Raw genomic sequence first — 25,242 nt, 5'->3', positions numbered from 1 at the left:
GTGATTAGGCTTTAACACTTGCAATGATACGCTTCTGTACGATCAGATAAATAAGAACAACAGGAATCAGACTAAACATAATCGCTGCGCACAAAGAACCATAGTTCATATTCAATTGATCATAAAAGGCTACCATGCTGACAGGCAGTGTCCGAAACTTCTCTTTCGTCAAAAATAAATTAGCCATCATAAATTCATTCCAGTTGCTGAGGAAATCAAGCATAAACACGGGAACGAGAGGCGGTCCTGCCAAAGGGACAATGACGCGCCATAGAATGCCATAAATCGATAAGCCGTCCATAATTCCCGCTTCCTCTAATTCACTCGGAATCGATTTCATCATCGCGCTCACCATAAACACAGTCAAGGGCAGCCCCATCGTTATGTAGGGCAGAATTAATGCAAGCGGTGTATTATACAACTGCAAATCCCTGAGCAGCAGCAACAAAGGGATGAGCAGTGATCCAACAGGAACAATCAAAGCAAGCAGCAGCACACGTCCTATCACTTTACTTAGCCTTGCAAACTTCATTCGGGTCAAGGCATATGAGGTTGCTGTTCCCAACGTAAGCGTCACGGCTGCGGAAACTACTGAAATAAATAGGCTGTTCATAAAATATTGACTGATATGGGTACCTGTCCAGGCATTCCAATAATTCGCTACCAGCAACTCCTGTGGCAAAGACCAGGGTGATGCAATAATCTCTTTATTGGTTTTGAAAGAAGAATTCAACACCCAAACTAATGGAAACAAGCTAATTCCTATATAAATCGCAAGGACAGCATGCGGGAAGACACGGCGTAAAGGATTTCCCTTCAATAACGCACCTCCTCCTGTTTATCTGTCAACAGGCCAAATACAGCGGTCAATATGCCGGTAAACAACAGAATAAGCAGAGCGATGCTGTTCGCAAAGCCATACTCCCCAATTCGGTATGCTTTTTTATACATATAAGTAGCCATGACCTCGGTGATCCCGTATGGATTCCCGCCAGTCATCACGAAGACGATGTCCAAAGCTTTCATCGCTCCAATCATGCTTAACAGCATCATGACGACGATGATCGGCCGCAATAAAGGAAGCGTAATCCACCAAGTCTGCCGAAATCCGCCCGCTCCATCGATTTCAGCAGCCTCCAGAATCGTCTTAGGGATGGTATAAATGGCAGAAATAACAAGGACAACATAGAAGCCAATCCATTGCCAAGCATTTGTAACTAAAATGGAGAGCATCGCCGTTGACGCTTCTGCCAGCCAAACATGCTGCCAAGCTGCTAATCCAATCGTCGCCAGCACTTGATTGAGCAGTCCAGCCTGTGGATGATAGATGAAGCTCCAAATGACACCGACAACAGCTGTCGAGAGAATCGTCGGGAGGAAAATCATCGTTTTGTATACGCTCTTCCCGCGTCTGACTTTGCTGACCAAGAGTGCGAGACAGACTATAACTGGAATCTGTACCCCGATTGAAAAGCATATAAACGTGATATTATTTCTTACCGCTATCCAAAAATATTTATCCTGAAATGCGGTCACGAAGTTCGTCAGACCATTAAAACGGGCGGGCATAATTCCGTTCCACTGTGTGAAGCCATACCGCAGAGACATCATCAATGGGTATAGAAAGAAGACAGAAATTAACACCAGTGTCGGAATCGTAAAGATGGCGTAAGCCCACGGGTTCTTACCTATTTTATTCATGGATTATCCTATTATCTGGTATGGGTTTCTTCCTTATTCGAAGCTTCCTGCTGCTTCTGTATTTCACTCATGAGAGAAGCAGGATTCGTTCTGCCTCCGATTAATTCTTGCATACCACGCTCTAATTTTTCACGAACCTTCGTCTGAATACGGGAATCGAAGGCTGGAAAAGCGCCTTTGCTGTCTGCAAACACGGTTAAGATTTGGGTAATCAGCGGATTCACATTGCTGATGTCCTGAAGTTTCATCGCTGGAGGCATGCCTTCCTCAATCAGCTGTCTTTTTTGCATAGGCTCGTTATACATTTGTCTAATAAACTCTTTGATTGCCACGAGTTGGGCTGGTGTTACTTTTTTGGAGAAACCATAAGCATTCGACCAACCGCCATTAATATAGCCATCGCCAGGGCCTCCCATCGCAGGAAAACTCATAAAGCCGACATCATGCACGATAGCTGATTTCTCCGGATCCAACAGCGGCGTATTCGCCCAGCTGCCATCGAACATGAAAGCTGCTTCGCCGCTGCTGAATTTATTTTGCTGTTCGGCATAGGACAAGGCCAAGCTTCCTTCTTGGAAGTAGCCATTTTTCACTAACAAATGATACTTCTCGAAGGCGTCAACAACATTCGCATCCGTCCATTTTTTGCTGCCATCCAAGAATCCTTCAATCGTATCGCTGCCAGCAGTTCGCACCCACATCGTGTTGCTCATCATGTTAATAACCCAGGAATCTTTGGCCGCTACGGCAAAGGGGGTCACTTTCTTCGCTTTAAACACTGCCGCGGCAGCCAGCAGTTCCTCCCAGGTTTTCGGGGGAGCGATTTGGGCCTGCGCTAACAGCTTTTTGTTATAGTACAAGCCTTCTACATAACCAGCCATGGGAATGCCATAAATTTTACCGTCAACAGTAAACTCTTCAAAACTATAGAATTTATCCATTAAACCTAGCTCACCTAGTATGGGGGTCAGATCCAACAGCCGATCGGCTTTGACATAATCCTTCGTATCCGTGCCGCCGAACAGGTCAAATATTTCCGGTGGATTGCCCGCGGCCATCTCAGATCTCAGCTTTTCGAAACGATTGACTTTGTCCTCAACCCCATCCAAAGTAATAGACAGACCAGGTACTTTCGCTTCGGTTGCTTTCACAACCTCCTGCAGCATCGCCAGCCGTTTCTTCTGCGTATCCTTCACTTGCGTATGGCGAATGGTCAGCATAACCGTTTCCACTTTCTGAGTTTGACGATTGACCGATTCACCCGTATTGCGGATATTCTGCTCTCTGTTCAAATTTAAACCGCTGCAAGCTGATACGATGAATGTTGCAGCTATTACGCCAGCAACCGAAATCAACGCTCTAGTTCTCATCTCATTGAACTCCTTTGGGCTTGCCATCTAAGTATAAAATATCGGATCTTTGCTCTGTAGACCCACAAATTTCTTATTAAGGGGCAAATTTCTCTACTTCACATCTTTGCGTTTATCTCGATACTCAGATGGAATTTCACCGGTAAATTTCTGAAAAACCTTTGTGAAATAACGCCGCTCCAAATAACCGCACGATTTCCCGATCTCCGTAATACTTTTGTCACTGAGCAGCAGCATCGACTTAGCCAGTTCCATCCGGTGCTTGGTGACGTACTCAACAAATGTCTCTCCAAAATACTGCTTGAATAGTAAGCTGAAGTAGCTGGAACTGATCCCAAGAGAACTCGCAACATCCTCAATGCCGAAATCATTGGCATAGTGCGTCCGAATATATTCCTTCGCAGCTGCCATTAGCAGCTCGCTATTTTTCTTCTTATTCGTTCCTTCCAAACCGATCGCGACCAGTTGAACCATGACCTGAAGCAGATGTTGAATGCATTCACTCTTGTCCAATAGACGCCAAATTTGCTCCTCTTCGTGAATGTCCACAGAATTCATTTCCCGAAGTTCCCGCAGCAGGTGAAGAATGAGAAAATGCAGCATCTGATAGGCTCTGGCGAATGAACTGTCAGGCAGCCCTTCCAGCAGCAGTTTCAAACGATTCAAGGCGTCTTCGGTCTTGCCGCGGTTCAACTGTTTCAGTCCAGCAACAATCTCCTCGACCAGAAACCACAGTGAATTGCTGGCATCCGAAAGCTCCTTGGACTCCTTATAGATCAGCACACATTGCTGTTTTCCCAGATTCAGCTGAAAAAATCTTTGCAGCTTGCGGTACGTTTCCGACAATTGATGCAATCCTACGGCTACCGGAAAAAATCCGACACTGATCCCTAATTTCACGGATTGCAATACGTTGTTTTGCAGCCGCAGCGCGATTTCATTTAATTTCGCCTGCACTTGGCTTTCATCCGCGTCCTCCCATTGGATCAACAGGCACCATTCCCCTTCCCGCATCTGAAGGACTGAGAATTTCAACTGCTCATCTGTCAAAGAGTCCTGCAGCACATTGCGGACAGCGAAATTCCAAAGCTTCCGTTCCTGTTCGGTCCAAGGAAGCGATTTCTGCGAATAATTATCAACATCAATCATAGCAAACAGATAACTCAGTGTTTCAAGATCCATATTATCGATCGGCAGAAGCGTATGCGTTGTAATTTCGGTATAATTCATCAAGACATCCTGCAAAATCTTCTCATAGGCCAAATTTTTCATTTTGCCCCACTTCATCTGTTCCTCCAAATGACTGATCTTTCTCTCTCTCATTTCATTGGCCAGTTTGTTAATACTATTCTCTAACTCTTCATAATTAATGGGTTTTAAAATGTAATCACTCACACCCACCCGCATCAAAGAACGCGCATATTCGAAATCTTGATACCCGGTGACCATCAGCACCGTACATTCCTCATTGATTTCACGCAGTTTTTGCACAAACGTTATCCCATCCATCAGCGGCATTCGAATGTCACTCATCACCATATCAGGAACATGCATTTCACAAAGTTCCAGTGCCTCTAAACCATTCTTGGCTGTGCCCACAATATCAATCTCAAGCTCATCCCAAGGGATTACTGCCTGCAAATTCCGTAAAATATTAGGCTCATCATCGGCCAAAATTGCCTTGAGTCTCATAAGCCTTCCCCCTTAATTTTTGGGATCACGATCTTCATCGTCGTACCGTACCCTTCTTGACTGCAAATAAACATGCCATAGATTTCGCCATACTGGATTCTTATCCGGTCGGCTACATTGCTGACCCCAAGTCCTCTTCGTTCTTCATTGGCATCCATTATTTCGTGAAAAGGAGTCTCAAGCTCTGTTTTATAATGAAATTTCGCTAATTTCTCCGCACTGATGCCGATACCGTTATCACTCACATACAGGGCAATACGCTCATCTTCATCCACGATCTTGATCGTGATCAAACCTTTATACGCAATAGGCTCAAAGCCGTGTTGAATCGCATTTTCCACTAAAGGCTGTAACGTCAGCTTTAATATGTAGAAATCCAACAGTTCAGGAGGCGCATCAATCTCATATTGGAACTGATCTTCGAAACGGAATTCCTGGATCTCCAAATAGCTCTTAAGATGCTCAAGCTCCTGCTTCAGCGTAATCTCTTCCCTGCTTTCCATCCCGATCCGCAGCAAATTGCCAAGTCGATACACCATCTGACTTACTTTTTTGCCTTGATTCTGAATCGCCAGCACATTGATGGATTCCAATGTATTAAATAAGAAGTGCGGCTTGATTTGGGCTTGCAGCAGCATCAGCTCCGCTTTATTTTTACGATCCTGCTGGCGTTTGACCTCATCAAGCAAATCCTCCACCCGTACGACCAAACTATTAAATCCACGGGCCAGCGCGGTCGTCTCGTCCTTCCCGCTCTCTTCCATGCGTGTCGTCAAATCTCCGCGTTCTACCTTTTTCATAGAAGAAAGCATGCGCAAAATCAATTGAATAATGCGGCGGACGAAGACCAAATTATAGACCAGCGCAAAAAATAAACAGACAAATGTAATGCCAGCCACCAGCTTCATAATGGTCTCAATTTCCCCGGCTACGGACTTCCATGAGGTGATCGAAACAACACTCCAATCCTGCACACCCATCTGATTAATCTGTAAATGATAGAGGGAGACTAAACTCTTCTCGTTTTGAAAGTTAGCCTGAAAGCTATGGTTGTATTGCCCCAGGTCCAATTTCCCGGGCAATAGCTGAAGCACATTTGCACCTTCCAAATGCTGCTTATTATCATATAGAATAAGCCCGCTCTTATTGACGAGTAGGTAGCGCTTATCATTTTCTTCATTCGTATTAAAAGATTTGAAAATCTGGTCCAGCTCATTAAATTTAAATTTCAGCAGCATGTACCCCAAATTGTCCATCGTCCAGAAATCTTTGACCATGCGCGCTTGATAAAATTCTCCTCGCCCGCTCCCGAACTCTTTATGCTCAGAAGGTCCGATCCATAGCGGACTGCCGTTCAGTACTTTGATTTGCTCGAAGGCTGTGCTGTTATTCAATGCTTTCCAGGGCAATGCACTGCCGCTTGTTCGTCCCGCGCTAAAAGATTTTCCTACATTATTATAAATAACCACGGATTGGATCGGTGAATACGTCAGAATGGACCCCCGGAGCAACGTATCAAATGTATTTAAATCATAAGAGGAAGGCGCATCATCATTCGGTTTCACTTCATCCATGGTTCGATAAATGCCTTGAATCCCATCTTTAACCATCCAAAAATCGGAGAAATAATTCGCTTCTTTGAACATGTAATAAATGTTCCGGGAAATCGCTTGCAAAGTAACCTCTGTCAAATCGCCATATTTCTTCTCAATCAACTGTTGAGACACGGTATACACGGCCGAGCCCAGCACGAATAAAGGGATAATAATAAACAGTAAGAAGCCGATAAATACTTTTTTGTTCAAATTCATGCGTGATTGATGGCTCCTTCCAAACAAAATGAGGCACCTCCGAGCGTTGGCGCCTGTTCATTCCTACCTATTAATTATAAATGAGCCTGAATTTCTGGATCAGGGATAGGTTTGCATGCAAGAGGGATAAAATCCTCTACTCCACTGATTGGTGAGTAATCTCCGGTTCCACGGAGACTTCAACATTTCCCTTTAGCGCTTTGCTGATCATGCAGGTCATCTCTGCCCGGTAAGCAGCTTTCCTTATTTTGTCCAATTGCTCATGGGAAGTATCAGAAGGAACGGCGATGCGCGGACGATGAATGATTTGTTCTACTTTCATAGCTGGATTGCTTTGAACCAAGATTTCCGAGTTCAGTTCAATCGCAGTAATCCCTTGTCGCTTCAGCAGCATGCCCAGCGTAATCAAATAGCAGGTTGCCGCAGCGGCCAGAAGCAGCTCCTCCGGGTTCGTCCCAACACCTGGGCCATCTAATTCTTTCGGTACCGAAATGGCCGTGTTCAGCTGTCCCGAACGGAGATGGCCTGTCCCATCCAAGCCTCCGGACCATGCCGCTTTTAGTTCAAACCGATGCTCGCTCATCCGTGTTGCACCTCGTCTTTTGCTCTAATTGGTCTAATTGTAAAGGAAACCAACTGGTTTCACCAGTATGCAAAAAATCGTTCCCGATCCTGATGACATCAGGCCGAAAACGATTTGGCTACAGCTATATCTCGTACAGCTATTATTGATTTCTATGAAATTGCAAAATTCATGTGTTGGAATCAAAACAATGAAAGCCCTACCTCTCTTCCATCCTTGCGGCTCCAATGACCGCGCCAGTGCGAATTGCTTAACAAACACTTGCTGCCGAAACACTTTACGTTGCCTCGGGTTTACCATAAATGAGCTGATGTACTGCATCATTGGGAGAAAAACAAACAAGGAGAGGGGGTTACTTTCTTCTCGCTAATCGTTCGTGTGGGGTAAATGAGGTTTGGTTTTAAGTGTTTATATGGTTCATTTCAATCAACTTTTAAATTATATAGGATATTTGGTGATGTGTCAACTATGCAACCACCTCCCCAAATTCGGCATCCGCTGCATTCTCCCCGACTTTCGCGGTTGCGACAAATCCACCCGACCTTGGTCGGGCTATCCGTATGATCGGATGGCCGATGACATACGAGTTAGAATCCGCTCCGAAATGAGAACCTTTTATTTCTATTTTGTGGTAATATAATAATATCATATCAAATTCATAACAAATACGGCTGAAGCACACGCCGCTTTTCCAGATCAACTTTATTGTTGATTGGGAGAAGCGGCTTATTTATTTCCAAGAGGAGGCTTTCTATTTGAGGGATCAATTGCAGGAGCAGGTTGACAACTATGTTTCACAACATCTGGCAGTACGGAATGGTGAACGCTATCGCCGACTTAGTGAGGGTCATGGTTATGCGGAACGATTGTTTCTTAGCCAGATTTGGTTGCCTGCGTTTGGCAACTTTAATGACCTTCACCCTGAGTACGAAGTAAAAGACTTCCGTGACGGCACGCGCTTTCTCGATTTCGCTTTCCTTCGGCATGCACTAAAACTGGCTATCGAAATCGATGGTTATGGTTCGCATTCTGCCCAAATAAGTCGCAGACAATTTTCCGACCAGTGGATCCGCCAAAATCACCTGATGATGGATGGATGGAAAATCTTACGGTTCTCATTCGACGATATCAAACACCGGCCGCGCATGTGCATACAACTGTTGCAGCAATTTATGGGCCGCTTCTTTGGCGGAAGCACTCAATCAATCTATGCCTTAGATTGTATGGAGAAGGAAATCATCCGTTTCACTTGGGCCTTGGACAGACCCCTGACCCCGCAAGATGTCTGTGAGATACTCTCCGTGAAGAGTCAGAAAGCCAGACGGAGCTAACGCGGATCGTGGTTCCTCTATTCGCTGTTTCTCCGGCGGAATGAGCCGCATTTCCTGAAATAGCGTCTTCTCGATCCGCAGGAATCCCAATCGACCGTTTTCTCACAAATAGCGCACCGCGAGCATTTGAACGCGCATCGTCCAATTCATCAACTACTTTTCCATGCATCAACTCTACGCGTTCTCCCAACCATCTATTTAACTCCACCAACAGAACAAATTCAGCTCCAGAGGGATCGTAGATCCTCTATATCACCTGAACCCCTGCGAAGATGAGCTTTCGCAGATCGCGGTTTCGCTACTCATCTTAGCGCCGCAGACGCAAAAAAAACCGCAGGCCAATGCCCGCGGTTCCATCCCCACTACACCGTAAATTTCTGCAACGAAATTTGCAGTTCTTCCGCGAGTCCCGCCAAGGACTTGGCGGAATTCTCGATCTCCTCCGTCGTGGACATTTGCTGCTGACTTGCAGCAGATGTCATCAGACTGACGGAAATCCCTTTCTCAGACACGCCGCTGACGATGCTCATCACTTGTTCGATGCGTTCATTCGCTTCTACAAGCTGATGAATGTTCAGGTTCACGTTCTCTACCTTCGCGTTGACTTTCTCAACGGAAGACTCTATATGTAGGAAGGATTCCTGCGCCTCACCGGAAATTGCTAGACCGGCCTCCACTTTGGCCGCTCCGGCATACATAGAGCTTACCGCGTGGTTGATTTGCTTTTGAATCGTCGAAACGAGATTCGTAATATTTCTCGCGGAGGAAGCCGACTGCTCAGCCAGTTTCCGCACTTCGCCAGCTACGACAGCGAATCCTCTTCCCGATTCGCCGGCACGCGCGGCTTCGATCGCCGCGTTCAAAGAGAGCAAATTCGTCTGCGTCGAGATCTCATTGATCACATTGACGATCTCACCGATTTTGTGGGCATTTTTGCCTAAAGCATCAATCACACCATTCACTTCATTGACAGCATCGGAAATTTCACTCATTTGCCCGGCAATCGAAACAACGGATTTCTTCCCGTTCTGAGCGGCATTTGTCGCTTGCGCTACAAGCAAAGTTACTTCATTCGCCGACTCATCAATCAGCTTCGTACTCGTCAGCAATTGATGAACAGCCTCATTCGCTTGGTTGACACCAGCGAACTGTTTCTCGAAATCTTCGGACAACTGCTGGCTGGAGGTTGCTACTTGTTTGGCCGCCAATGAGCTCTGCTCAGAACTGGCCAGAAGCTCTTCCGAACTCGCCGATAAAGTTAACGCATTGTCGGCAATTTGCGACACGAGCGAACGAAGACTTTCGGTCATCACATTAAAGGCACCGGTCAATTTCCCGACTTCATCATGAAACGGATAATCCCCTTTCACCGACAAATCGCCATTTGCCGCTTTCTCCATATGTTCCTGCAGTTTACGAATTGGCGTGGTAATAATCATATTCAAAGTTAGCGCATTGATGGTCAGAATGATAATAGCAATGATAATCGTCAAAATGATGACCAAATGAGAAATCTTGGAGTCATTCTTGTTGGATTCCTGAAACTGCTCGGCAGCCGATTCTTTGAGTTTGACGAGAGCATCCAGCGCTTCAACCGTCTTATTTCCTTGCGGGGACACTTCATTATTATATACCTGATAGGCGACTTGATTATTTTGGGTAGCATGTTCAATCGCTGTCGTGATACCTTTGCTATAGGTTAAATTCTTCCCTTCAAAATTGCGGAAGGCAATGGCCTCTTCGTCACTTAGCGCAATTCGACCAATTTTGGTAACCAGTTCATTATTAGTCATCAAATTCTCGTCTAACTTGGTTTTCAATTTCATCTTATATTTCACATCTACGGAGAGCATCATCTCGAGCAAATTGGATTCTGTTTCATTAAAATTGGATTTCAGTTGATTAATCCATTTGACAGAAAGCAGGCTTTCCTCGTACATTCTAGTAGAATTTCCAGCCATCTTGTCCATATAGTGATAGCCAGTAATCCCTACAACCAGCAAGAACACAATCGCAATCGCATTCATCATCAACAGCTTAAAACGCAGTTTAAGATTTCGCAGGATGGACAGGTTCGCTTTCTTATTTTTTACATTTTTCAAGCTGCTCATCGTCGATCTCATGTTGATTTTCAAAGTATTCCCGTTCTCCTCTCGAGTCATCGATGCTCTTGTCTGTAATTTTGATGACATAATATCTAACATGAAATCAATTAATTTACCTATGGTTTATTTTACAAATAAGTGCCCCATCTGTAAAGATATTATTCGTCAAAATTCTACCCCCGCACCACCTCATTTATAAACTAATTATTTCCAAATTTAATAGAGTTAAGGTGGAGATGATCATGAAGTTGCTCGGAGTTATTGTGAATCCACTTTCAGGTGATGGCAGAGGATCTAACATTTGGGGAGAAATTGAGCCATTGCTCAAATCGAAAGGGATTGCCTACAAGGCCAAATTAACGACACTAGCAGGCGAAGCCACCCATCATGCCGTTACACTTCTACAAGAGAATAAGATCGATCAATTAATCGTAATTGGCGGAGATGGCACGATACACGAGGTTGTCGGCGGAATTATGGAGGCTGCTGAACATGGCGCGAACTGCCGTCTTTCGGTCATTCCGGCGGGGACAGGCAATGATTTCGCCAAAGCGTATGGGATTCCTAATAATCCCTTGCAAGCGTTGGATATCGCACTGAAAGCTGCAAACACCGTACAGATCGATCTGCTAAAAACAGCCAGCGGACGCGTCGCAGTGAACAGCATTGGAGCTGGTTTCGATGGCAAGGTCGCCAAGCTGACGAATGAAGCAGCCTACAAGAAATGGCTTAATCGTCTAGGCCTAGGCAAAATAGCCTACTTCCTTTCAATCTTGCGTGTATTCGTTACTTATCAACCTTGTAAAGCCTGGTTAGAGGTGGATGGAACCACCTATGAAGTAACAGATATGTGGCTGGCGGCTATTGCCAATATACCTTTTTACGGCGGCTCCATCCAAATATGCCCGTCTGCTTCCTCTCACGACGGCTTGGCTGATATCGTCGTTATCCGAAGCAGAGGGCGATTCCGGCTGCTGCCTATTCTTTTCACCGTCTATCAAGGCAAACATACCCAGCATCCTGCTGTTTCCTTTTACAAAGGCAAATCTATCTCTTTACACACCGAATCGCCCCTGCTCGTTCAAGCTGATGGAGAGATCGGTGGAACAACACCACTGCATATCGAGGTTATTCCTTCGGGCTTGCGCGTTATTAGAGCGGAGTGAGGAGTCAGCTTTTCAGGCAATTAATTTCAACCGTTGACGCTGCAAAATAAGGTAGCCTACGAAGCCAGCCAGGATGACGGCAATCCCTGTTATCGAGCTGTCCGGGGAAAGACCATCAGCAGATATTTGGGTGTAGATGCCAACTCCGGCAAGCATCATCGCATTTTCAAGGAGATTCTGAACCGCAATCGTCTTCCCAGCGCCTATCATTCGCTGTCCTTTATCTTGCAGCACCGTGTTCATCGGTACAATAAATACGCCTCCGCTGAAGCCTATCAGCAGCAATAGTCCGATCGTCACATACAAGTTGGAAATAAGCGGAAACAATAAGATACTGACAATCATCACAATACCGAATACGAACGAATTATAGTATTTGCGTGCTGGGATCAGTTTGGGTGTCAGCAGTGCACCGATCATAATGCCTATACCAGTGACTGCCACCAACATGGAAATTTGATCGACGGATTCAATGCCCAAATGCGCCGGTACCCAAGCGATAATAGCCAGACGAACAACCGAGGAAGTCATCCAGAAAGAGCCTGTGCCAACGAGTGAGAACCGAGTGGTGCGATCTTTTAGCAGGAAGGCGACATCGTTCACAAAAGCTTTCGCTTCTTTTCCATAGCGGATCGTGGCATTGCCGGCAATCTTTGGAATCTGCAAGGACATCAACAAAGAAACCAAGTAAAGCCCCAGACATACAAGAATTGAACCATTAAGGGAGAATTGAGCCAAAATACCGCCGCAGACTGAGCCCAAAAGAATAGCCATAATCGTGTAGCCCTCTATGCGGGCATTGGCTCTGAGCAGTTCATGATCTGACTTCGCCAAGGAGGGCAGTATCCCGTATTTGGCCGGTGAGTAAACCGCGGCCCCGATTCCTACGATGCCGTAGCTGACTGCCGGGTCCAAGTGCATGAACAAGGCAATAATTCCGATGCCTTTGATAGCATTTCCGACTAGTAGGACGTGGGACTTGGCATTTTTGTCGGCATAGGCGCCAACGAAAGGCGCCAGGATCACAAAGGCGACAAGAAACGAGGCCTGCACAACACCGATATAATAAGCAGGGAACGCGCTTTGCTTAATGATTGCCAGCGTAATGAAAAGAATCATATTATCAGCGAAAGCGGAGAGGAATTGTGTCACATATAACGTCTGGAGTGGCTTCATTTTTATTTTTAATGTCATCTTAGTTCGCTCCCTTTGGATTGCTCCTCATCTTGCAAGGCCATTCGCTTGATGGTTACATAATCGACTTTGCCACTGCCCAGCAGCGGCAGTTTCTCTACATATCGAAGCTCGGAGGGCACATAAATCGCTGGATGCCCTTGCTGCTTCATGGACTCTCTGATCTGTTGGAGCTGAGCATCCCGACTCGTATGATAGAGCACAATCCGCTCCCCTTTTCGCAGATCTGGGACACTGATTGCTGCGCAGATCGACTGAGCAGGCAGGCTGGCCGCTAACAACTCTTCGACCATAGGAAGCGAGACTTTCTCTCCGCCAATTTTAGCAAAAGACTGCACTCTAGCTTGGATCGTTAGATAGCCCATCTCATCCAGATGAACAACATCCCCACAACTGTACCACTCTGGGCAAGGAACGAATCCCTGACCATGAATCAGGTAGCCTTTCATCACATTGGGTCCCTTCACTAACAAGTTCCCTCCAAGCGATATTCCTTCCACTTTCTCCAAACGGTACTGCATACCCGGCAGCAATCGGCCAACAGTCCCCTTCTTGGCATTCATGGGCGTATTCAGGGAGATGACTGGAGCCGTTTCCGTTGTGCCATACCCTTCCAGCACGCGAATCCCGAATTTATCAGCCCACATTTGTCTGACTTCATCCTTCAACTTCTCAGCGCCTGCTACCACATATTTCAACGAATGGGTAAAATCATACGGATGCGCCGTTCTCGCATAAGCCGATAGAAAGGTAGAAGTCCCGAATAAAATCGTTATATTCCGGTCATATACCAACTCAGGAATGACTTTATAATGCAAAGGATTCGGATACAGAACCACTTTCATCCCAGATAGAATCGGCAGCATCGTCCCCGCGGTCAATCCGAAAGAGTGAAACATCGGCATTGCGCCTAACACAATATCCGCAGCGTTAAACGCAATAACGACCTTTGCCTGCTGAATGTTGGCATAAATATTGCGATGAGTGAGCACGACACCTTTAGGTTTGCTTTCACTTCCTGAGGTGAACAGAACAACTTCGTTCCACTCCGCGCCGACAGGCCCTTTCGCTTTGCGCATATAGTCGAGTACACCTGCCCATTTATGGCTGAACGCGATACTTTGTTTGACATCTTCCAGATAAATAATGGTGAAAATCTCGCTTGCGCTCTGGATAAAATCAGATAGATTCGCTTTCTCTATGAAAGCTCTGGACGTAATGATCGTCTTCACCGACGCCGTTTCGCAAGCATCCAGCATCGCTTGCTTGCCTGCCGAATAGTTCAAAATCGCTGGCGTCACGCCTAGTCGGAATAGCGAGAACAAGGTAACTACATTCGCTGCTGCATTCGGCAGCAGTACCGCAACTCGCTTCTGAGCTTGAAGCAGCGCTTTCAAACGTCCTGCCATCGTATACGTAGTGAGCAGAAGTTTCCGGTATGTTAAGGTGGCGTTGCCAACAATATCTTCTATAATGACAGTCGTCGAGCCGTGCTTTTTCGCGGCGATCAACAGTTCATTGAATAAATTGAGCTCCGGCTTCATCCGGCTTGCTAATAAGTGATTTTGCATGTGAGCGCGGATCGTTTCTGTTGCTTGTTCCTTTTGAATCCTTCTCGACAGTTCTTCACGCACAGGTACTTGAAAGGCCTCTCCAAACGTAATACTCACTGCTGGGAACCATATTTGCTTGAGTTTGCCGCGCAGATAGGATAGCTTAGAATGTTCCAGACCATTGATGGCAATTGGCAGCATCCGCGCCTGAGATCTCAAAGCAATGTAACCAATGCCTCCATACACTTTCATCATGCCGCCTGTGGTTGTAATTCGTCCCTCCGGAAAAATAACCAGCGGTGTTCCGCTTTGAACCGTCTTCAACATTGTCCTTACCGAGTAAGGATTCAGTGGATCTACCGCAATATGTGCCCGAAAAAGGAGCAGCCACGCAAACCGCTGGGCGATCTTGGTATTCACCACAAATGCTACTTCACTCGGCAAAATGAACGCGAGCAGAACAGCATCCAACAAAGAGACATGATTCGGGATAAGTACCGTTTTCTCGGTAATCGTTAAGTGCGCCAGCCCTTTGACTTTCACCCGAAAGCTAGCCATCAAGGCTGGGCGCAATAGGGGCAGCAGCAGCTTCAACAGGGTAACAACCAACCATTTCATCATCGTGACTCCTCCTAAGAGTTCGCATATGTCTAATTGCCTATATTTTCGGGCACCTCTTAATACCTGGTCATAATCCTATTGTATGCATTTGCCACAAAACGGATAGTACTAACTTTGCGTAGTACTCTGGCGAATTGGTTCTGTTTACTGGAAAATATAGGTATTTTCTGTTATAGTGAAACTATATATTTCGGTAAAGGAGCGTGTATCCTATGTTCAAATTAGTTGGAAAATCCAGCTTCATTTATTTCCTTTGTGCTAGCTTATTTGTATACCTGATTGATCTTGTTCTTGTACGATCTGCTCTGTACACAGAACATAATCAAATTTTGACCATTGGATTCGCACTGGATTTTGTTGTCGTACTCCCAATCTTGCTTTACTTCTTGATCTATCGAAAAATCAATAAAAGCATCATCTCGATTCTCCCCTTCGCTTTGCTAGGCTATTTCGCATTGCAACTGTTCATACCGGCTAAGGGGCAAGGAACTCTTGATTGGGTCAAATATTTGCTCATTCCCCTGGAACTTACGTTTCTTAGTTATGAAATCTATAAACTACATCAACTCATTACCCACTTTAGACGCAATCATTTCAACAACGCTCATCCGCTCGAAACACTTCGTAAAAGTATGGAACAATCATTCCCTCATTCCAAAATAGCACCATTCCTTATACATGAATTGTCGCTTTTATATTACGCAATTTTTGCTTGGAGAAAAAAACCTTACCTACAACCAGACACTGCTGCATTCCGTTATCACACAAATTCAAATTGGCTGATTACCATTCTAATCTTATCGAAAATCCTACTAATTGAAGGTGCCTGTGTTCATATCCTTTTCATGCAATGGTCATCTATTGTCGCTTGGATTCTTTCAATCGGTAATTTATATATCATTCTTATACTAGTCGCCGATTACCGGGCAATGTGTCTAAATCCAATTTTGGTTTCAAAGCAGGTCATTCGCTTGCAGTATGGTCTTCAATTGTCCTCCTACATCGAGACAACTAATATTGAATCGGTATCCGTCATTGCCTCAAAGCAAATAACTAAAGATCGCATGAACACATCGTTTATACCACTGGTCGTAGAACCGAATTTACGCATTCAATTGAAAAATGCTAATCTGGTTATCCGCCTGTTTGGCAAGCGACAACTTGTCGATCAAATTTATTTATTCGTGGATAACCCGCATGAATTCCGAAATGCATGCCTTTACTTCATGGAAGATGATTCTCGCCCGTGAAACAAGAAAACCCTAGCCAATGGCTAGGGTTTGTACAATTATATAACTTAAACGAAAAAGACCACCCAAAGGTGATCTCTTTTCTTCATTTGTTAAGTGGAACAACTATATTACCATCCTTATCATAGTAAGTGCCATTGCCCATCTTTCCTTCTACGAAATCCCCTTCGAAATTTTTCACACCGGATGGGTAATAATATTGTATCCCCTTCCCATGCAGCACTCCGTTAACATGTTGTCCCTCTTGAAAGAGAATAACCTTGTCTTCCGATCTTCTATAAGTTTTCCAGTACCCGTTAAGTTGATTCTTGACCCAATTCCCTTCGTTTTGAAGGTCTCCATTGATAAAATATTTGCCATAGCCATCATAAAGATTATCTTTAAACTCGCCTTCGTAGACAAGCTTATCTACGATGTAAAACTTGCCTTTCCCGTGAAAAACCCCCAATTTAGTTTCACCCTCATAAGCTACGAAGGAACTATCGTCAATATAGGTAACATAACCCGTCTGGAGGCTGTTCTCGAACTTCTGCGCAATCGCGATTTCACCCGTTCGGTCACGACCATTTTGGTTACCTGAAAAATAGATGACGCCAGGTCCGACGACTTCATTATTATTGAACACAGCATCATACCATACCGAACCATTATCGCGATATAGTTTTCCCTTACCATTCATCCGGCCATCCTTGAGTTGACCTTCATACATAAGCGTACCATTGTCATCATACAACTTTCCTTCGGTTGACGGGTCGTAGATATAGACGGCTTTCAGATTAGGATCCCACAATACCTTGCGTCCTGTTGCTTCGCCAATAAAGCGCAGCGGGACGAACGTATAGCCTTGGTTTAGAAATGGAGCAGTTGGCAACAAGTTAGTACTGCCATTCACCTTAGCTTCTTCCTCCCCTAGTATGAGGGATAGCGACTTACCCTGGCTCGTTCCAGTTACGCTTTGTTTCGAGTCATTCCATTCAATGTCCAAACCCAGCTTTTCGAAAATAGGTCTAAATTCAACCATCGTTGACCCCTCCTTCAATACGGGGGGCTGATGGAAGACTACTTCTTCTCCGTCTAAGAAAACACGAATCGGTTTATTTGCATTCAATTGTTCGATTCGTTTCTGCATCCAATAATCACGAACGAACGTATTCGGAACATCGAAGTATAGCACAGCATAAACACCTCTTTGAGAAATGTCCGTAAATAACCGTGTGTTATTCTCCTCGAACAGTCCGCCCATGTAAGTCCACTCCCCGGAATCAAGTCGATAAATTCCAAGTTTGTTCTGTCCTCCCGCTGGAACTCTATCCTTCATATAGGTCATCGAGAGCTTCAAAACGTCTTCCCATGACTGATAGGATACTTTCCATGGATGGCTGACCATTTTTTGGCCAGATTTAAGCGCTTTGGTAAGCGATAAATCGTTATCATCCTTGTAGACAATACCGACACTTCCATAAAAATCAGAGTCTGGGTCTTTCGGTGAGTAAACGGTCACGCTATTGTCTGGCGTAGACAGTTTTTTCATATAACCCAATTTCCCGATAAATTCATCGGCAGAAGCAGGGGCTCTGTCGATATAAGGTACAGCGGAAACGACGAGCGTGTAAGCCATCTGACCTTCACCTGTCTTTTGGAGCTGGCGGAGTTGGATGGTTTTATCCATCATTCTCAGTACAAGTTGATCATTGTAGATGCCAATGAGTTGTTCGTCGTCTCCAACAATACCCGTTTGTCTAGAAGCAAGATCGGCAGCAACAATATGGTTAGCTCCATTTTTGAACTCCGGCCATGCGGCTATGCCTTTCCCCAAAAAAACTTGGGAGGAAAAACTTCGAAGATTCGTGAAACTACTCAGCACCTGAATGGTGTCGCTCTCCTCTACATTCAGTATCCACGCCTGATAGGATCCGAAAGAATGAATCCATATGACGTTCTTGCCATCGAATGCAAAATTACCACGCTGATAACCTTTAGTTGGCTCGTATGGCTTGTACAATGTTCTGGACAATCCATCCGTTGCATTGTAGCGTTCTATGCTACCTGTATCGCTAATATAGACGATAACACCATTTTCGATTAAAGCGTTTGAGCCTTTTCCGATTTCTTTGATTATTTTAGTTTCAAGGTCATAGACACTGATCTTACCTTCAAGTGTTTTGTAGACAACAACATATCTCCCATCAGTTTCAATCGGATTATACGGATACGGTGGAATAGTAGTCTCGGTTACTTCACTGGTTAGAAGATTTACCAGCACAACATGCAGTTGATCCTCCAAATAGACGGCATAGTCTCCTCCTGCAGATAAGTATTCCTTATTTGTCTTGGTGTCAGTAAGTTGCTTTAGCTCTCCGGTTTCTAAGTTGCGGCTGAACACCTGCCACCAACCAATATCATCTCGGTCTAAGTACACCATCTGATTGCCTGTTATTTTCGCTTCAGACACAGGTAACGTGTACTCCGTTAGCTTATCTGTTGAGGTGAACAACTCCGCGAAGGCGCTTTTTGGCAGCAAACCTAACGATCCTGCACCAATAACAAACATCAGAATGAGTACCCATAATTTCCTTCTTTGAAACCTCATATGCATTCGCTCCTTTGTCAATCTCAATTATGGATAGGTAACAAAAAAAAACAACCTGAGAGCCCCCCACCCCCCGGCTTTCAAATGGGTTTGCCTTTGTTCATTATAGCCTGGCACTTAGCCTTTTCCTCTTTAACCTGCATTGCCATTTGTAGACATAGTGCTAACGCCATATTTGGTGAAACTCTATGGATCGTCACCCATTTCAGGCCATCCCAGCCTTCGAATTCGAGGTCTTTGGGGCTAGCGTCAAGCGTCTCTAACGGATATAAAGAAAATTTCGCAACTTGCTTAGGGGTATCAAATTCATACCAAATGCGTTGCGGTTCCGCTTTTGTCCGCGCTTAGCCAGACAACCAGCTATTACCTAATTCATATTTTGATTCGAATGGATTCTTTTCATTTTCAACACCCTTTCTTAGGATTAAAGATGGTTCTAGACATAAGCAAGTTTTTTTGGTTATGCAAACACAAATCGACTCCTTTCTGCAATTTATAACAATATTTTCTAATATAAATCATAAAATTGTATTTAGATACATTCTTTATCAATTCTTTATGCAAATTTTACCTTATTTGCTTTATCACCAAAATTTACGCAGAAAAAGCACCTGCAAGCCTATCTGCAGGTGCTTTTTCTATGTGACCATTAAATCATATTTTTTCTTCCGAGGGGTAATTTACGAATCCAGCAACTTCCTCAATCGGCCCGGATAATCGGTAATAATACCCGAAACACCAAAAGAAATCAGCCGTTTGTAATCCATCAACTCATTCACCGTATAAGGATAAGTCTTTACATTTGCTGCCGAAGCAGCTTTGACATCCTCATCTCCGATTAAATGATGATAGGGATGCAAGGAATATACATCGACACCGATTTGCTCCGCATAACCAGCATGATCAATAAGATTGGCTGTATACAACAACCCTACTTTCACCTCGGGTTCGGCCACTTTCAACCTGCGAATCACCTTGTGATCAAACGAGGAAATCACGACATCCTCCATCCTGCCGCTTGCTTGCAAGAATGCCAGAAGCGCCTTCTCCATACGCCCTTCGTACGCATGCTTCACTTCCACGTTAATCAGATGCCCGCGCGGCACAAGCTCAAACACTTCTCGCAGCAGCGGCACGCGCTCCCCTATATAAGCTTCTGAATACCACATTCCCGCATCGAGGGATCTGATTTCATCCCAGTTTTTTTCCACAATCCAGCCGGACCCATTGGTCGTACGATCCAGCGTTGCGTCATGACAGACGACAATTTCATTGTCTTTCGTCAGATGTACATCCAACTCAATGCCGTCAGCACCTTGTTCCAACGCCAAAGCGAAAGACGCTAACGTATTTTCTGGCGCTTCGCCTGCGGCACCTCTATGTCCAATCACTAGCGGATTCTGTTTATGCATCATTCCACACTCCTAATGGGTAGTTTAGGCTTCTTCTATGCTCAAATTATAAGGGAAAATCTCCGCTCTTGCCCAGTCTGGATGCGTAAAGGTTACGTAAATATTCAAAAAAATCTACAAATCCTTCACCTGTATTTAACATTGGTCAAATAAGTCAACGTTAAGCTAGGGATGCAAGAGATTCATCGATTACAGTTCGTGGAGGCTTATTGAATGAACACTTTGGACAGAGATTTATCATTTCCAACAACGGCTAAACCAGGTTTGAAAGTCAAACAGCCAATCCTCAGCACATTCAGCCAGAAGTGGAGCGAGACATTCTTAGGCTATGTCTTCTTGTTCCCCTCGCTATTGCTGTTTGCCCTTTTTTTGTTCTATCCACTGTTCCAAACCCTCTATCTCAGCTTGCATGAAACGGATCCCAGAGGCAGGATCTCTTCCTTCGTAGGATTCGATAATTTTACAGCTATTTTCACATCGGAACGATTTTACCAAAGCCTCGGTGTCACGGGTCTTTTCACCCTTTTAACCGTACCTACCGTTATTGTTCTGGCTCTGATATTGGCGGCTTTCACACATAATCACTTAAAAGGGATGCGCATCTTTCAGTTCATCTTCTCTCTGCCTGTCGTATTATCAGTCGGAACCTCCGCCGTCATCTGGATGATGCTGTTTCACCCGAGTGTTGGCATGCTGAATTACCTGTTGACTCTTGTTGGGCTTGAACCGGTTGCTTGGCTGACCGATCCAAGATGGGCGCTGCTTTCCGTGTCCATGATGACTGTCTGGATGAATCTGGGCTTCACCTACATCGTCTTGCTGAGCGGCCTGCAGGGAATTCCGGATGAAATCTATGATAGCGCCAAAATCGATGGCTCTGGACCCGTTCGAACCTTTATCCGAATCGTCTTGCCCTTGCTTTCACCCACGGTTTTTTTCGTGACCATCGTCTCCATCATTGGAGCTTTTCAATCTTTCGGACAAATTCACATCCTAACCAGAGGCGGGCCTGTGAACTCGACTGACGTGCTCGTATATTCCTTATATCAGGACGCCTTCATTAACTTCCGGTTCGGTACAGGAAGCGCGCAAGCCTTGGTCCTTTTCACCATTATTCTGATCTTCACGATCGTTCAATTTAAAGTTTTTGAAAGGAACGTGCATTATCAATGAGTTCACGCTTGCAAAATACGTTCGTTTACACGCTTCTGGTTATATGCTCAGTCCTGGTGCTGTATCCCATTTTCTATACCTTCTCGTCAGCCTTAATGACGCCGGAGGAAGCTTCCGCTTATCCTCCCCGCTTTTTGCCTAGCGGTTTCTATTGGGGCAGTATACTTGCCGTTTTCAAACTCGTTCCTATCGGCAAATTCATCACCAACAGTTTCATCGTCGCGATCATCATCATGGTTGGTCAATTGATTACCTCCAGCATGGCTGCCTATGCTTTTGCCAATATTCGGTTCAAAGGGAAAGCGTTCATCTTCGCACTCTTCATGGCCACCATGATGATTCCGTGGGAAGTCACGATCATTCCGAACTATTTGATGGTCAAAAAGTGGGACTGGCTCGATAGCTTGCAGGGCTTAACGGTCCCCTTCCTGGCAACAGCCTTCGGCACTTTTCTGCTGAGGCAATTCTTCCTGCAACTGCCCAAAGAGTTATTCGAAGCGGCACGGATAGATGGATGCGGCCATTTCCGCAGCTTCTTCCGCATCGTTTTGCCCCTTGGACGGCCAGCATTAGCCACTCTCGCTGTGTATGCCTTTTTGAATGCCTGGAACATGTACTTATGGCCACTTCTAATCACGAACAGTGAGGGCATGCGCACGGTGCAGATCGGCATCGCCATGCTCCAATTCGAAGAATTAACCGTGTGGAACTTGGTTTTGGCCGGTGTCACTGTCGTCTTGCTACCTTCCCTCTTAATGCTGATTCTTGGTTTAAAACAACTCGTTCGCGGACTTACCGCAGGAGCTTTGAAAGGCTGATCCATAAGGATGGCTACTCAGTTCAGCCCAACGCTGATCTCGATTCCCATAAAAAAATGCAAACAAAAGGGAGAGAAACAAAGAACATGAAATCATTGAAAATGAGAAGCTCCGCGCTTGCGATGACCGCACTGATGGTCTTATTAACCAGCGCTTGCGGCAGTAAAGCAGAAACGGCAACAACTGCCAGCACAGCAGACACGAAAGCTTCTACACCTTCAGCGACAACTGACACCAAGAAATCGGCTGAGCCGGTTAAAGTCATTTGGTGGCACTCCATGAGTGGCGAACTTGGCAAAGCTGTCGATAAATTGGTTGCAGACTTCAATGCTTCTCAGAAAAATGTCATCGTGGAAGCAGTTTTCCAAGGTACCTACGACGAAAGCTTAAACAAAATGAAAGCTTCCATGGATACCAAAAGCGGTCCTTCACTCATTCAAGTATACGAAATTGGTTCCCGCTTCATGATCGACTCCAAAGCCATTACGCCGGTACAGCAATTCGTGGATGCAGATAAATTTGATCTTTCGCAGCTCGAAGACAATATTTTGAGCTATTATAAATTTGATAACAAACTTTATTCTATGCCTTTCAATACATCGAATCCAATCCTTTACTACAACAAAGATATGTTCAAAGCAGCCGGTCTCGATCCCGAGAAGCCGCCAAAAACGTATGAAGAAATTGCCACCGCCGCTAAAGCGCTGTCCAAAGACGGCAAATCCGGTTCTTCCTTTGCGATCTATGGCTGGTTCATGGAGCAATTCTTTGCCAATCAAGGTGTGGAATATTTGAATAATGGCAACGGTCGCACAACTTCAGCGACGGAGTCACTGGTTAACAATGAAGCTGGCGTAAAAACATTGACATGGTGGAAAGACATGGTCGACAACAAAACTTCCGCGAACCTCGGTCGCAAAACCGATGATACCAAGAAAGCATTCTTGGCTGGTCAAGTGGCGATGACTCTGGACTCCACAGCCTCCCTTCGCGGTATCGTGAGCGGTGCTGACGGGAAATTCCAAGTTGGGACAAGCACGCTGCCGAAGCCAGCGGATGCCAAAGAAGGCGGTGTCGTTGTAGGCGGAGCGAGTCTGTACATCTTGAACAACAAATCCGAAGCTGAGCAAAAGGGAGCATGGGAATTCATTAAATTCCTCACGACTCCGCAAACACAAGCATGGTGGCACGTAAACACTGGCTACTTCCCTATTACCAAAAAAGCTTACGACGAGCAGCTTGTGAAGGACAACCTGGCCAAGTATCCGCAATTCCAGACGGCCATTGACCAGCTTCACAATACCAAAGCGAATAAAGCAACTCAAGGCGCTGTCATGGGCGTATTCCCCGAAGCCCGTCAAATCGTAGAAACAGCCATCGAAGAAGCTTTAACTGGCAAAAAAGCGCCAAAAGAAGCGCTCGATGGAGCTGCGAAGAGCATTACAGAGAAGATTGCCGCTTATAACAAAACGGTTAAGTAGGCTTTAACGAACAAGAGGAGCAGGGCGCCTAGGCGCCTTGCTCCTCTTTGGTTATTTGATGATCGATGGCAATTTGCGCTACATGATGCAGACCTTCGCTAGAGCCTGTGTATCGAAAATAAAATGTAACTTTTTGTAAATAGCTCCGTCTAATTTAAATAACGTGCGTTTCATAACCGCACATACTAAATTTGAAGGAGCACAGTTGGAATGGCATTTCTGCTCAAAAGAATTATCACCAAGCTTGATTGGATTATCTTGTTATTATTGCTCGTTTTTATGTTCATCTGTATTTTTTGTATATATAGCGCAACCCTAACAGACCCTGATCTTGCTAACTCTCCTGTCAAAATGATCGTCTATTACATCGCGGGCTTTATCGTTTTATTCGCCATGCTCTTTGTTAACTACCGGGTCATTCTCAAATTTTCAACATCCTATTATCTTATTGGACTAGGCCTGTTGGTCTTGTTATATTTTAAAGGTTCTACGATAAACAATGCGCAGGGCTGGTTTAAATTAGGTCCAATCAGCCTCCAGCCTGCTGAATTATGCAAGCTGATTTTGATTCTTTTTCTGGCTTATTATCTCTCTAATAGAAAAAGCCCGGAAGCACCGCTTAACTTTCTGAAGGACGTTATTCCCATGGGCGTTATTACATTTATTCCTTTTGTTTTGGTTCTGATGCAGCCCGATCTGGGTAATTCCATCGGTTATCTCGTCATTTTCATCGTCATCTGTTGGTTCGGCAACATTCGGCTCAAGCATGCCTTAATCGGGCTAGGCATCGTCATTGTCTTATGTGGATCTTCCCTCTACAGTTATGTCAAATATCATGAGAACGTTCAAGCCTACATGGTATCTAAAAATAAAGCCTACTGGCTGGATCGCATCGATGCCGTCCTTTTGCCCGAGGAGGCTTCCGAGAAAGCTACCTATCACATGAAACAATCCGTTCGAGCCATCGGTTCAGGAGCTTTACAAGGTGACGGCTACCTGCACGGTGGATCCGTACAAGGCGGACAAGTCCCCTATACGTATGCCGATTCCATTTTCGTCGTTATAGGTGAAGAATTTGGATTTATGGGTTCATCCGCGTTGATCATACTTTACTTTCTTCTTATTTATAAAATGATAACGACCGCGTTAATGATCAACAATAAGGCTGGCATCTATATCATCGGCGGTATTGCCGCGATGTTCCTGTTTCAAGTTTTTGAAAATATCGGGATGCTCATCGGCCTTATGCCCATCACTGGCATAACCCTGCCATTTATTAGCTACGGAGGCACCTCATTATTAATCAATATGCTTTCCGTTGGTTTCGTTCTCAATATTAGAATTTACGATGATGTTGAAATAGACGATATTCTTGTCGGTTAAAGGAAAAA

19 protein-coding genes are annotated in these 25,242 nt (G+C 45.0%); 8 read left to right on the top strand and 11 right to left on the bottom strand.

Annotated features, from left to right (window positions below; translation table 11 throughout):
- Positions 1-4: 4 nt before the first annotated feature.
- The 6 genes from LOZ80_RS02400 to LOZ80_RS02375 form a co-directional block, all read right to left on the bottom strand.
- Positions 5-820, bottom strand: a complete 816-nt coding sequence (locus LOZ80_RS02400; protein ID WP_238169927.1) for a carbohydrate ABC transporter permease — start codon at positions 818-820, stop codon at positions 5-7.
- Positions 817-1,701, bottom strand: coding sequence for a carbohydrate ABC transporter permease (locus tag LOZ80_RS02395; RefSeq protein ID WP_238169926.1), 885 nt, complete (start codon positions 1,699-1,701; stop codon positions 817-819). Before LOZ80_RS02395 ends, LOZ80_RS02400 begins: the two co-directional genes overlap by 4 nt.
- A gap of 11 nt (positions 1,702-1,712) precedes the next feature.
- Positions 1,713-3,071: an extracellular solute-binding protein gene (locus LOZ80_RS02390; RefSeq protein ID WP_238169925.1), complete on the bottom strand. Its 1,359-nt coding sequence runs from the start codon at positions 3,069-3,071 to the stop codon at positions 1,713-1,715.
- Positions 3,072-3,164: 93 nt separating this feature from the next.
- The gene (locus tag LOZ80_RS02385; protein WP_238169924.1) at positions 3,165-4,763 is read right to left on the bottom strand and encodes a response regulator; all 1,599 of its coding nucleotides are present in this window, start codon (positions 4,761-4,763) and stop codon (positions 3,165-3,167) included.
- A complete protein-coding gene (locus LOZ80_RS02380) occupies positions 4,760-6,574 on the bottom strand; it encodes a cache domain-containing sensor histidine kinase (RefSeq protein ID WP_238169923.1) in 1,815 nt (604 codons plus the stop codon). The genes LOZ80_RS02385 and LOZ80_RS02380 overlap by 4 nt, the downstream gene beginning before the upstream one ends.
- Before the next feature lie 136 nt (positions 6,575-6,710).
- On the bottom strand, positions 6,711-7,157 hold the full coding sequence (locus tag LOZ80_RS02375; RefSeq protein WP_238169922.1) for an OsmC family protein: 447 nt from the start codon (positions 7,155-7,157) through the stop codon (positions 6,711-6,713).
- A gap of 412 nt (positions 7,158-7,569) precedes the next feature.
- Here LOZ80_RS02375 and LOZ80_RS39265 point away from each other — a divergent pair, with 412 nt between their 5' ends.
- Together LOZ80_RS39265 and LOZ80_RS02365 are read left to right on the top strand one after the other, a co-directional pair.
- Positions 7,570-7,797 carry an alpha/beta fold hydrolase gene (locus LOZ80_RS39265; RefSeq protein WP_337951025.1) on the top strand — a complete coding sequence of 76 codons (228 nt, stop codon included), beginning with the start codon at positions 7,570-7,572 and terminating at the stop codon, positions 7,795-7,797.
- A 115-nt stretch (positions 7,798-7,912) separates the two neighbouring features.
- Positions 7,913-8,488, top strand: coding sequence for an endonuclease domain-containing protein (locus tag LOZ80_RS02365; protein WP_238169921.1), 576 nt, complete (start codon positions 7,913-7,915; stop codon positions 8,486-8,488).
- Between the two features lie 362 nt (positions 8,489-8,850).
- Here the strand turns inward: LOZ80_RS02365 and LOZ80_RS02360 are convergent, their stop codons facing one another.
- The gene (locus LOZ80_RS02360; protein ID WP_238169920.1) at positions 8,851-10,623 is read right to left on the bottom strand and encodes a methyl-accepting chemotaxis protein; all 1,773 of its coding nucleotides are present in this window, start codon (positions 10,621-10,623) and stop codon (positions 8,851-8,853) included.
- Between the two features lie 212 nt (positions 10,624-10,835).
- On the opposite strand from LOZ80_RS02360, the gene LOZ80_RS02355 reads away from it, so the two are divergent.
- On the top strand, positions 10,836-11,759 hold the full coding sequence (locus tag LOZ80_RS02355; RefSeq protein ID WP_238169919.1) for a diacylglycerol/lipid kinase family protein: 924 nt from the start codon (positions 10,836-10,838) through the stop codon (positions 11,757-11,759).
- 12 nt (positions 11,760-11,771) lie between these two features.
- Here the strand turns inward: LOZ80_RS02355 and lplT are convergent, their stop codons facing one another.
- Together lplT and LOZ80_RS02345 are read right to left on the bottom strand one after the other, a co-directional pair.
- Positions 11,772-12,953 (bottom strand): lysophospholipid transporter LplT, encoded by a 1,182-nt coding sequence (lplT, locus tag LOZ80_RS02350; RefSeq protein ID WP_238169918.1) that lies wholly within the window; start codon positions 12,951-12,953, stop codon positions 11,772-11,774.
- Complete coding sequence (locus tag LOZ80_RS02345; protein ID WP_443147042.1) at positions 12,950-15,100, bottom strand: AMP-binding protein; 2,151 nt, start codon at positions 15,098-15,100, stop codon at positions 12,950-12,952. Before LOZ80_RS02345 ends, lplT begins: the two co-directional genes overlap by 4 nt.
- Positions 15,101-15,339: 239 nt before the next feature.
- Between LOZ80_RS02345 and LOZ80_RS02340 the strand changes: the two genes are divergently transcribed.
- Complete coding sequence (locus LOZ80_RS02340; RefSeq protein WP_238169916.1) at positions 15,340-16,377, top strand: hypothetical protein; 1,038 nt, start codon at positions 15,340-15,342, stop codon at positions 16,375-16,377.
- Positions 16,378-16,462: 85 nt separating this feature from the next.
- Here the strand turns inward: LOZ80_RS02340 and LOZ80_RS02335 are convergent, their stop codons facing one another.
- Together LOZ80_RS02335 and LOZ80_RS02330 are read right to left on the bottom strand one after the other, a co-directional pair.
- Entirely contained in the window at positions 16,463-18,967 is a 2,505-nt protein-coding gene (locus tag LOZ80_RS02335; protein WP_238169915.1) for a stalk domain-containing protein, read from the bottom strand.
- A gap of 680 nt (positions 18,968-19,647) precedes the next feature.
- A complete protein-coding gene (locus LOZ80_RS02330; protein ID WP_238169914.1) occupies positions 19,648-20,382 on the bottom strand; it encodes a glycerophosphodiester phosphodiesterase in 735 nt (244 codons plus the stop codon).
- Positions 20,383-20,592: 210 nt separating this feature from the next.
- Here LOZ80_RS02330 and LOZ80_RS02325 point away from each other — a divergent pair, with 210 nt between their 5' ends.
- From LOZ80_RS02325 to LOZ80_RS02310, 4 genes are all read left to right on the top strand, one after another.
- Positions 20,593-21,552 carry a carbohydrate ABC transporter permease gene (locus LOZ80_RS02325; RefSeq protein ID WP_238169913.1) on the top strand — a complete coding sequence of 320 codons (960 nt, stop codon included), beginning with the start codon at positions 20,593-20,595 and terminating at the stop codon, positions 21,550-21,552.
- Positions 21,549-22,370, top strand: a complete 822-nt coding sequence (locus LOZ80_RS02320; protein WP_238169912.1) for a carbohydrate ABC transporter permease — start codon at positions 21,549-21,551, stop codon at positions 22,368-22,370. Before LOZ80_RS02325 ends, LOZ80_RS02320 begins: the two co-directional genes overlap by 4 nt.
- Positions 22,371-22,456: 86 nt before the next feature.
- The gene (locus tag LOZ80_RS02315) at positions 22,457-23,851 is read left to right on the top strand and encodes an ABC transporter substrate-binding protein (protein ID WP_238169911.1); all 1,395 of its coding nucleotides are present in this window, start codon (positions 22,457-22,459) and stop codon (positions 23,849-23,851) included.
- Positions 23,852-24,061: 210 nt separating this feature from the next.
- Positions 24,062-25,234 carry an FtsW/RodA/SpoVE family cell cycle protein gene (locus LOZ80_RS02310; protein ID WP_238169910.1) on the top strand — a complete coding sequence of 391 codons (1,173 nt, stop codon included), beginning with the start codon at positions 24,062-24,064 and terminating at the stop codon, positions 25,232-25,234.
- Positions 25,235-25,242 lie beyond the last annotated feature (8 nt).

The organism is Paenibacillus sp. HWE-109 (genome assembly GCF_022163125.1).
GTDB lineage: Bacteria > Bacillota > Bacilli > Paenibacillales > NBRC-103111 > Paenibacillus_E.
The sequence above is the reverse complement of the archived record's forward strand: the minus strand, read 5'-3'. Positions and strand labels throughout refer to the sequence as shown.

Bases quoted from the DNA above. Each gene is read 5' to 3' on its own strand.
- LOZ80_RS39265 (WP_337951025.1), top strand. From the start codon at position 7,570: ATGGTTCATTTCAATCAACTTTTAAATTATATAGGATATTTGGTGATG.
- LOZ80_RS02395 (WP_238169926.1), bottom strand. From the start codon at position 1,701: ATGAATAAAATAGGTAAGAACCCGTGGGCTTACGCCATCTTTACGATT.
- LOZ80_RS02320 (WP_238169912.1), top strand. From the start codon at position 21,549: ATGAGTTCACGCTTGCAAAATACGTTCGTTTACACGCTTCTGGTTATA.
- LOZ80_RS02375 (WP_238169922.1), bottom strand. From the start codon at position 7,157: ATGAGCGAGCATCGGTTTGAACTAAAAGCGGCATGGTCCGGAGGCTTG.
- LOZ80_RS02310 (WP_238169910.1), top strand. From the start codon at position 24,062: ATGGCATTTCTGCTCAAAAGAATTATCACCAAGCTTGATTGGATTATC.
- LOZ80_RS02385 (WP_238169924.1), bottom strand. From the start codon at position 4,763: ATGAGACTCAAGGCAATTTTGGCCGATGATGAGCCTAATATTTTACGG.
- LOZ80_RS02380 (WP_238169923.1), bottom strand. From the start codon at position 6,574: ATGAATTTGAACAAAAAAGTATTTATCGGCTTCTTACTGTTTATTATT.
- LOZ80_RS02340 (WP_238169916.1), top strand. From the start codon at position 15,340: ATGTTCAAATTAGTTGGAAAATCCAGCTTCATTTATTTCCTTTGTGCT.
- LOZ80_RS02330 (WP_238169914.1), bottom strand. From the start codon at position 20,382: ATGATGCATAAACAGAATCCGCTAGTGATTGGACATAGAGGTGCCGCA.
- lplT (WP_238169918.1), bottom strand. From the start codon at position 12,953: ATGACATTAAAAATAAAAATGAAGCCACTCCAGACGTTATATGTGACA.
- LOZ80_RS02335 (WP_238169915.1), bottom strand. From the start codon at position 18,967: ATGAGGTTTCAAAGAAGGAAATTATGGGTACTCATTCTGATGTTTGTT.
- LOZ80_RS02355 (WP_238169919.1), top strand. From the start codon at position 10,836: ATGAAGTTGCTCGGAGTTATTGTGAATCCACTTTCAGGTGATGGCAGA.
- LOZ80_RS02315 (WP_238169911.1), top strand. From the start codon at position 22,457: ATGAAATCATTGAAAATGAGAAGCTCCGCGCTTGCGATGACCGCACTG.
- LOZ80_RS02325 (WP_238169913.1), top strand. From the start codon at position 20,593: ATGAACACTTTGGACAGAGATTTATCATTTCCAACAACGGCTAAACCA.
- LOZ80_RS02390 (WP_238169925.1), bottom strand. From the start codon at position 3,071: ATGAGAACTAGAGCGTTGATTTCGGTTGCTGGCGTAATAGCTGCAACA.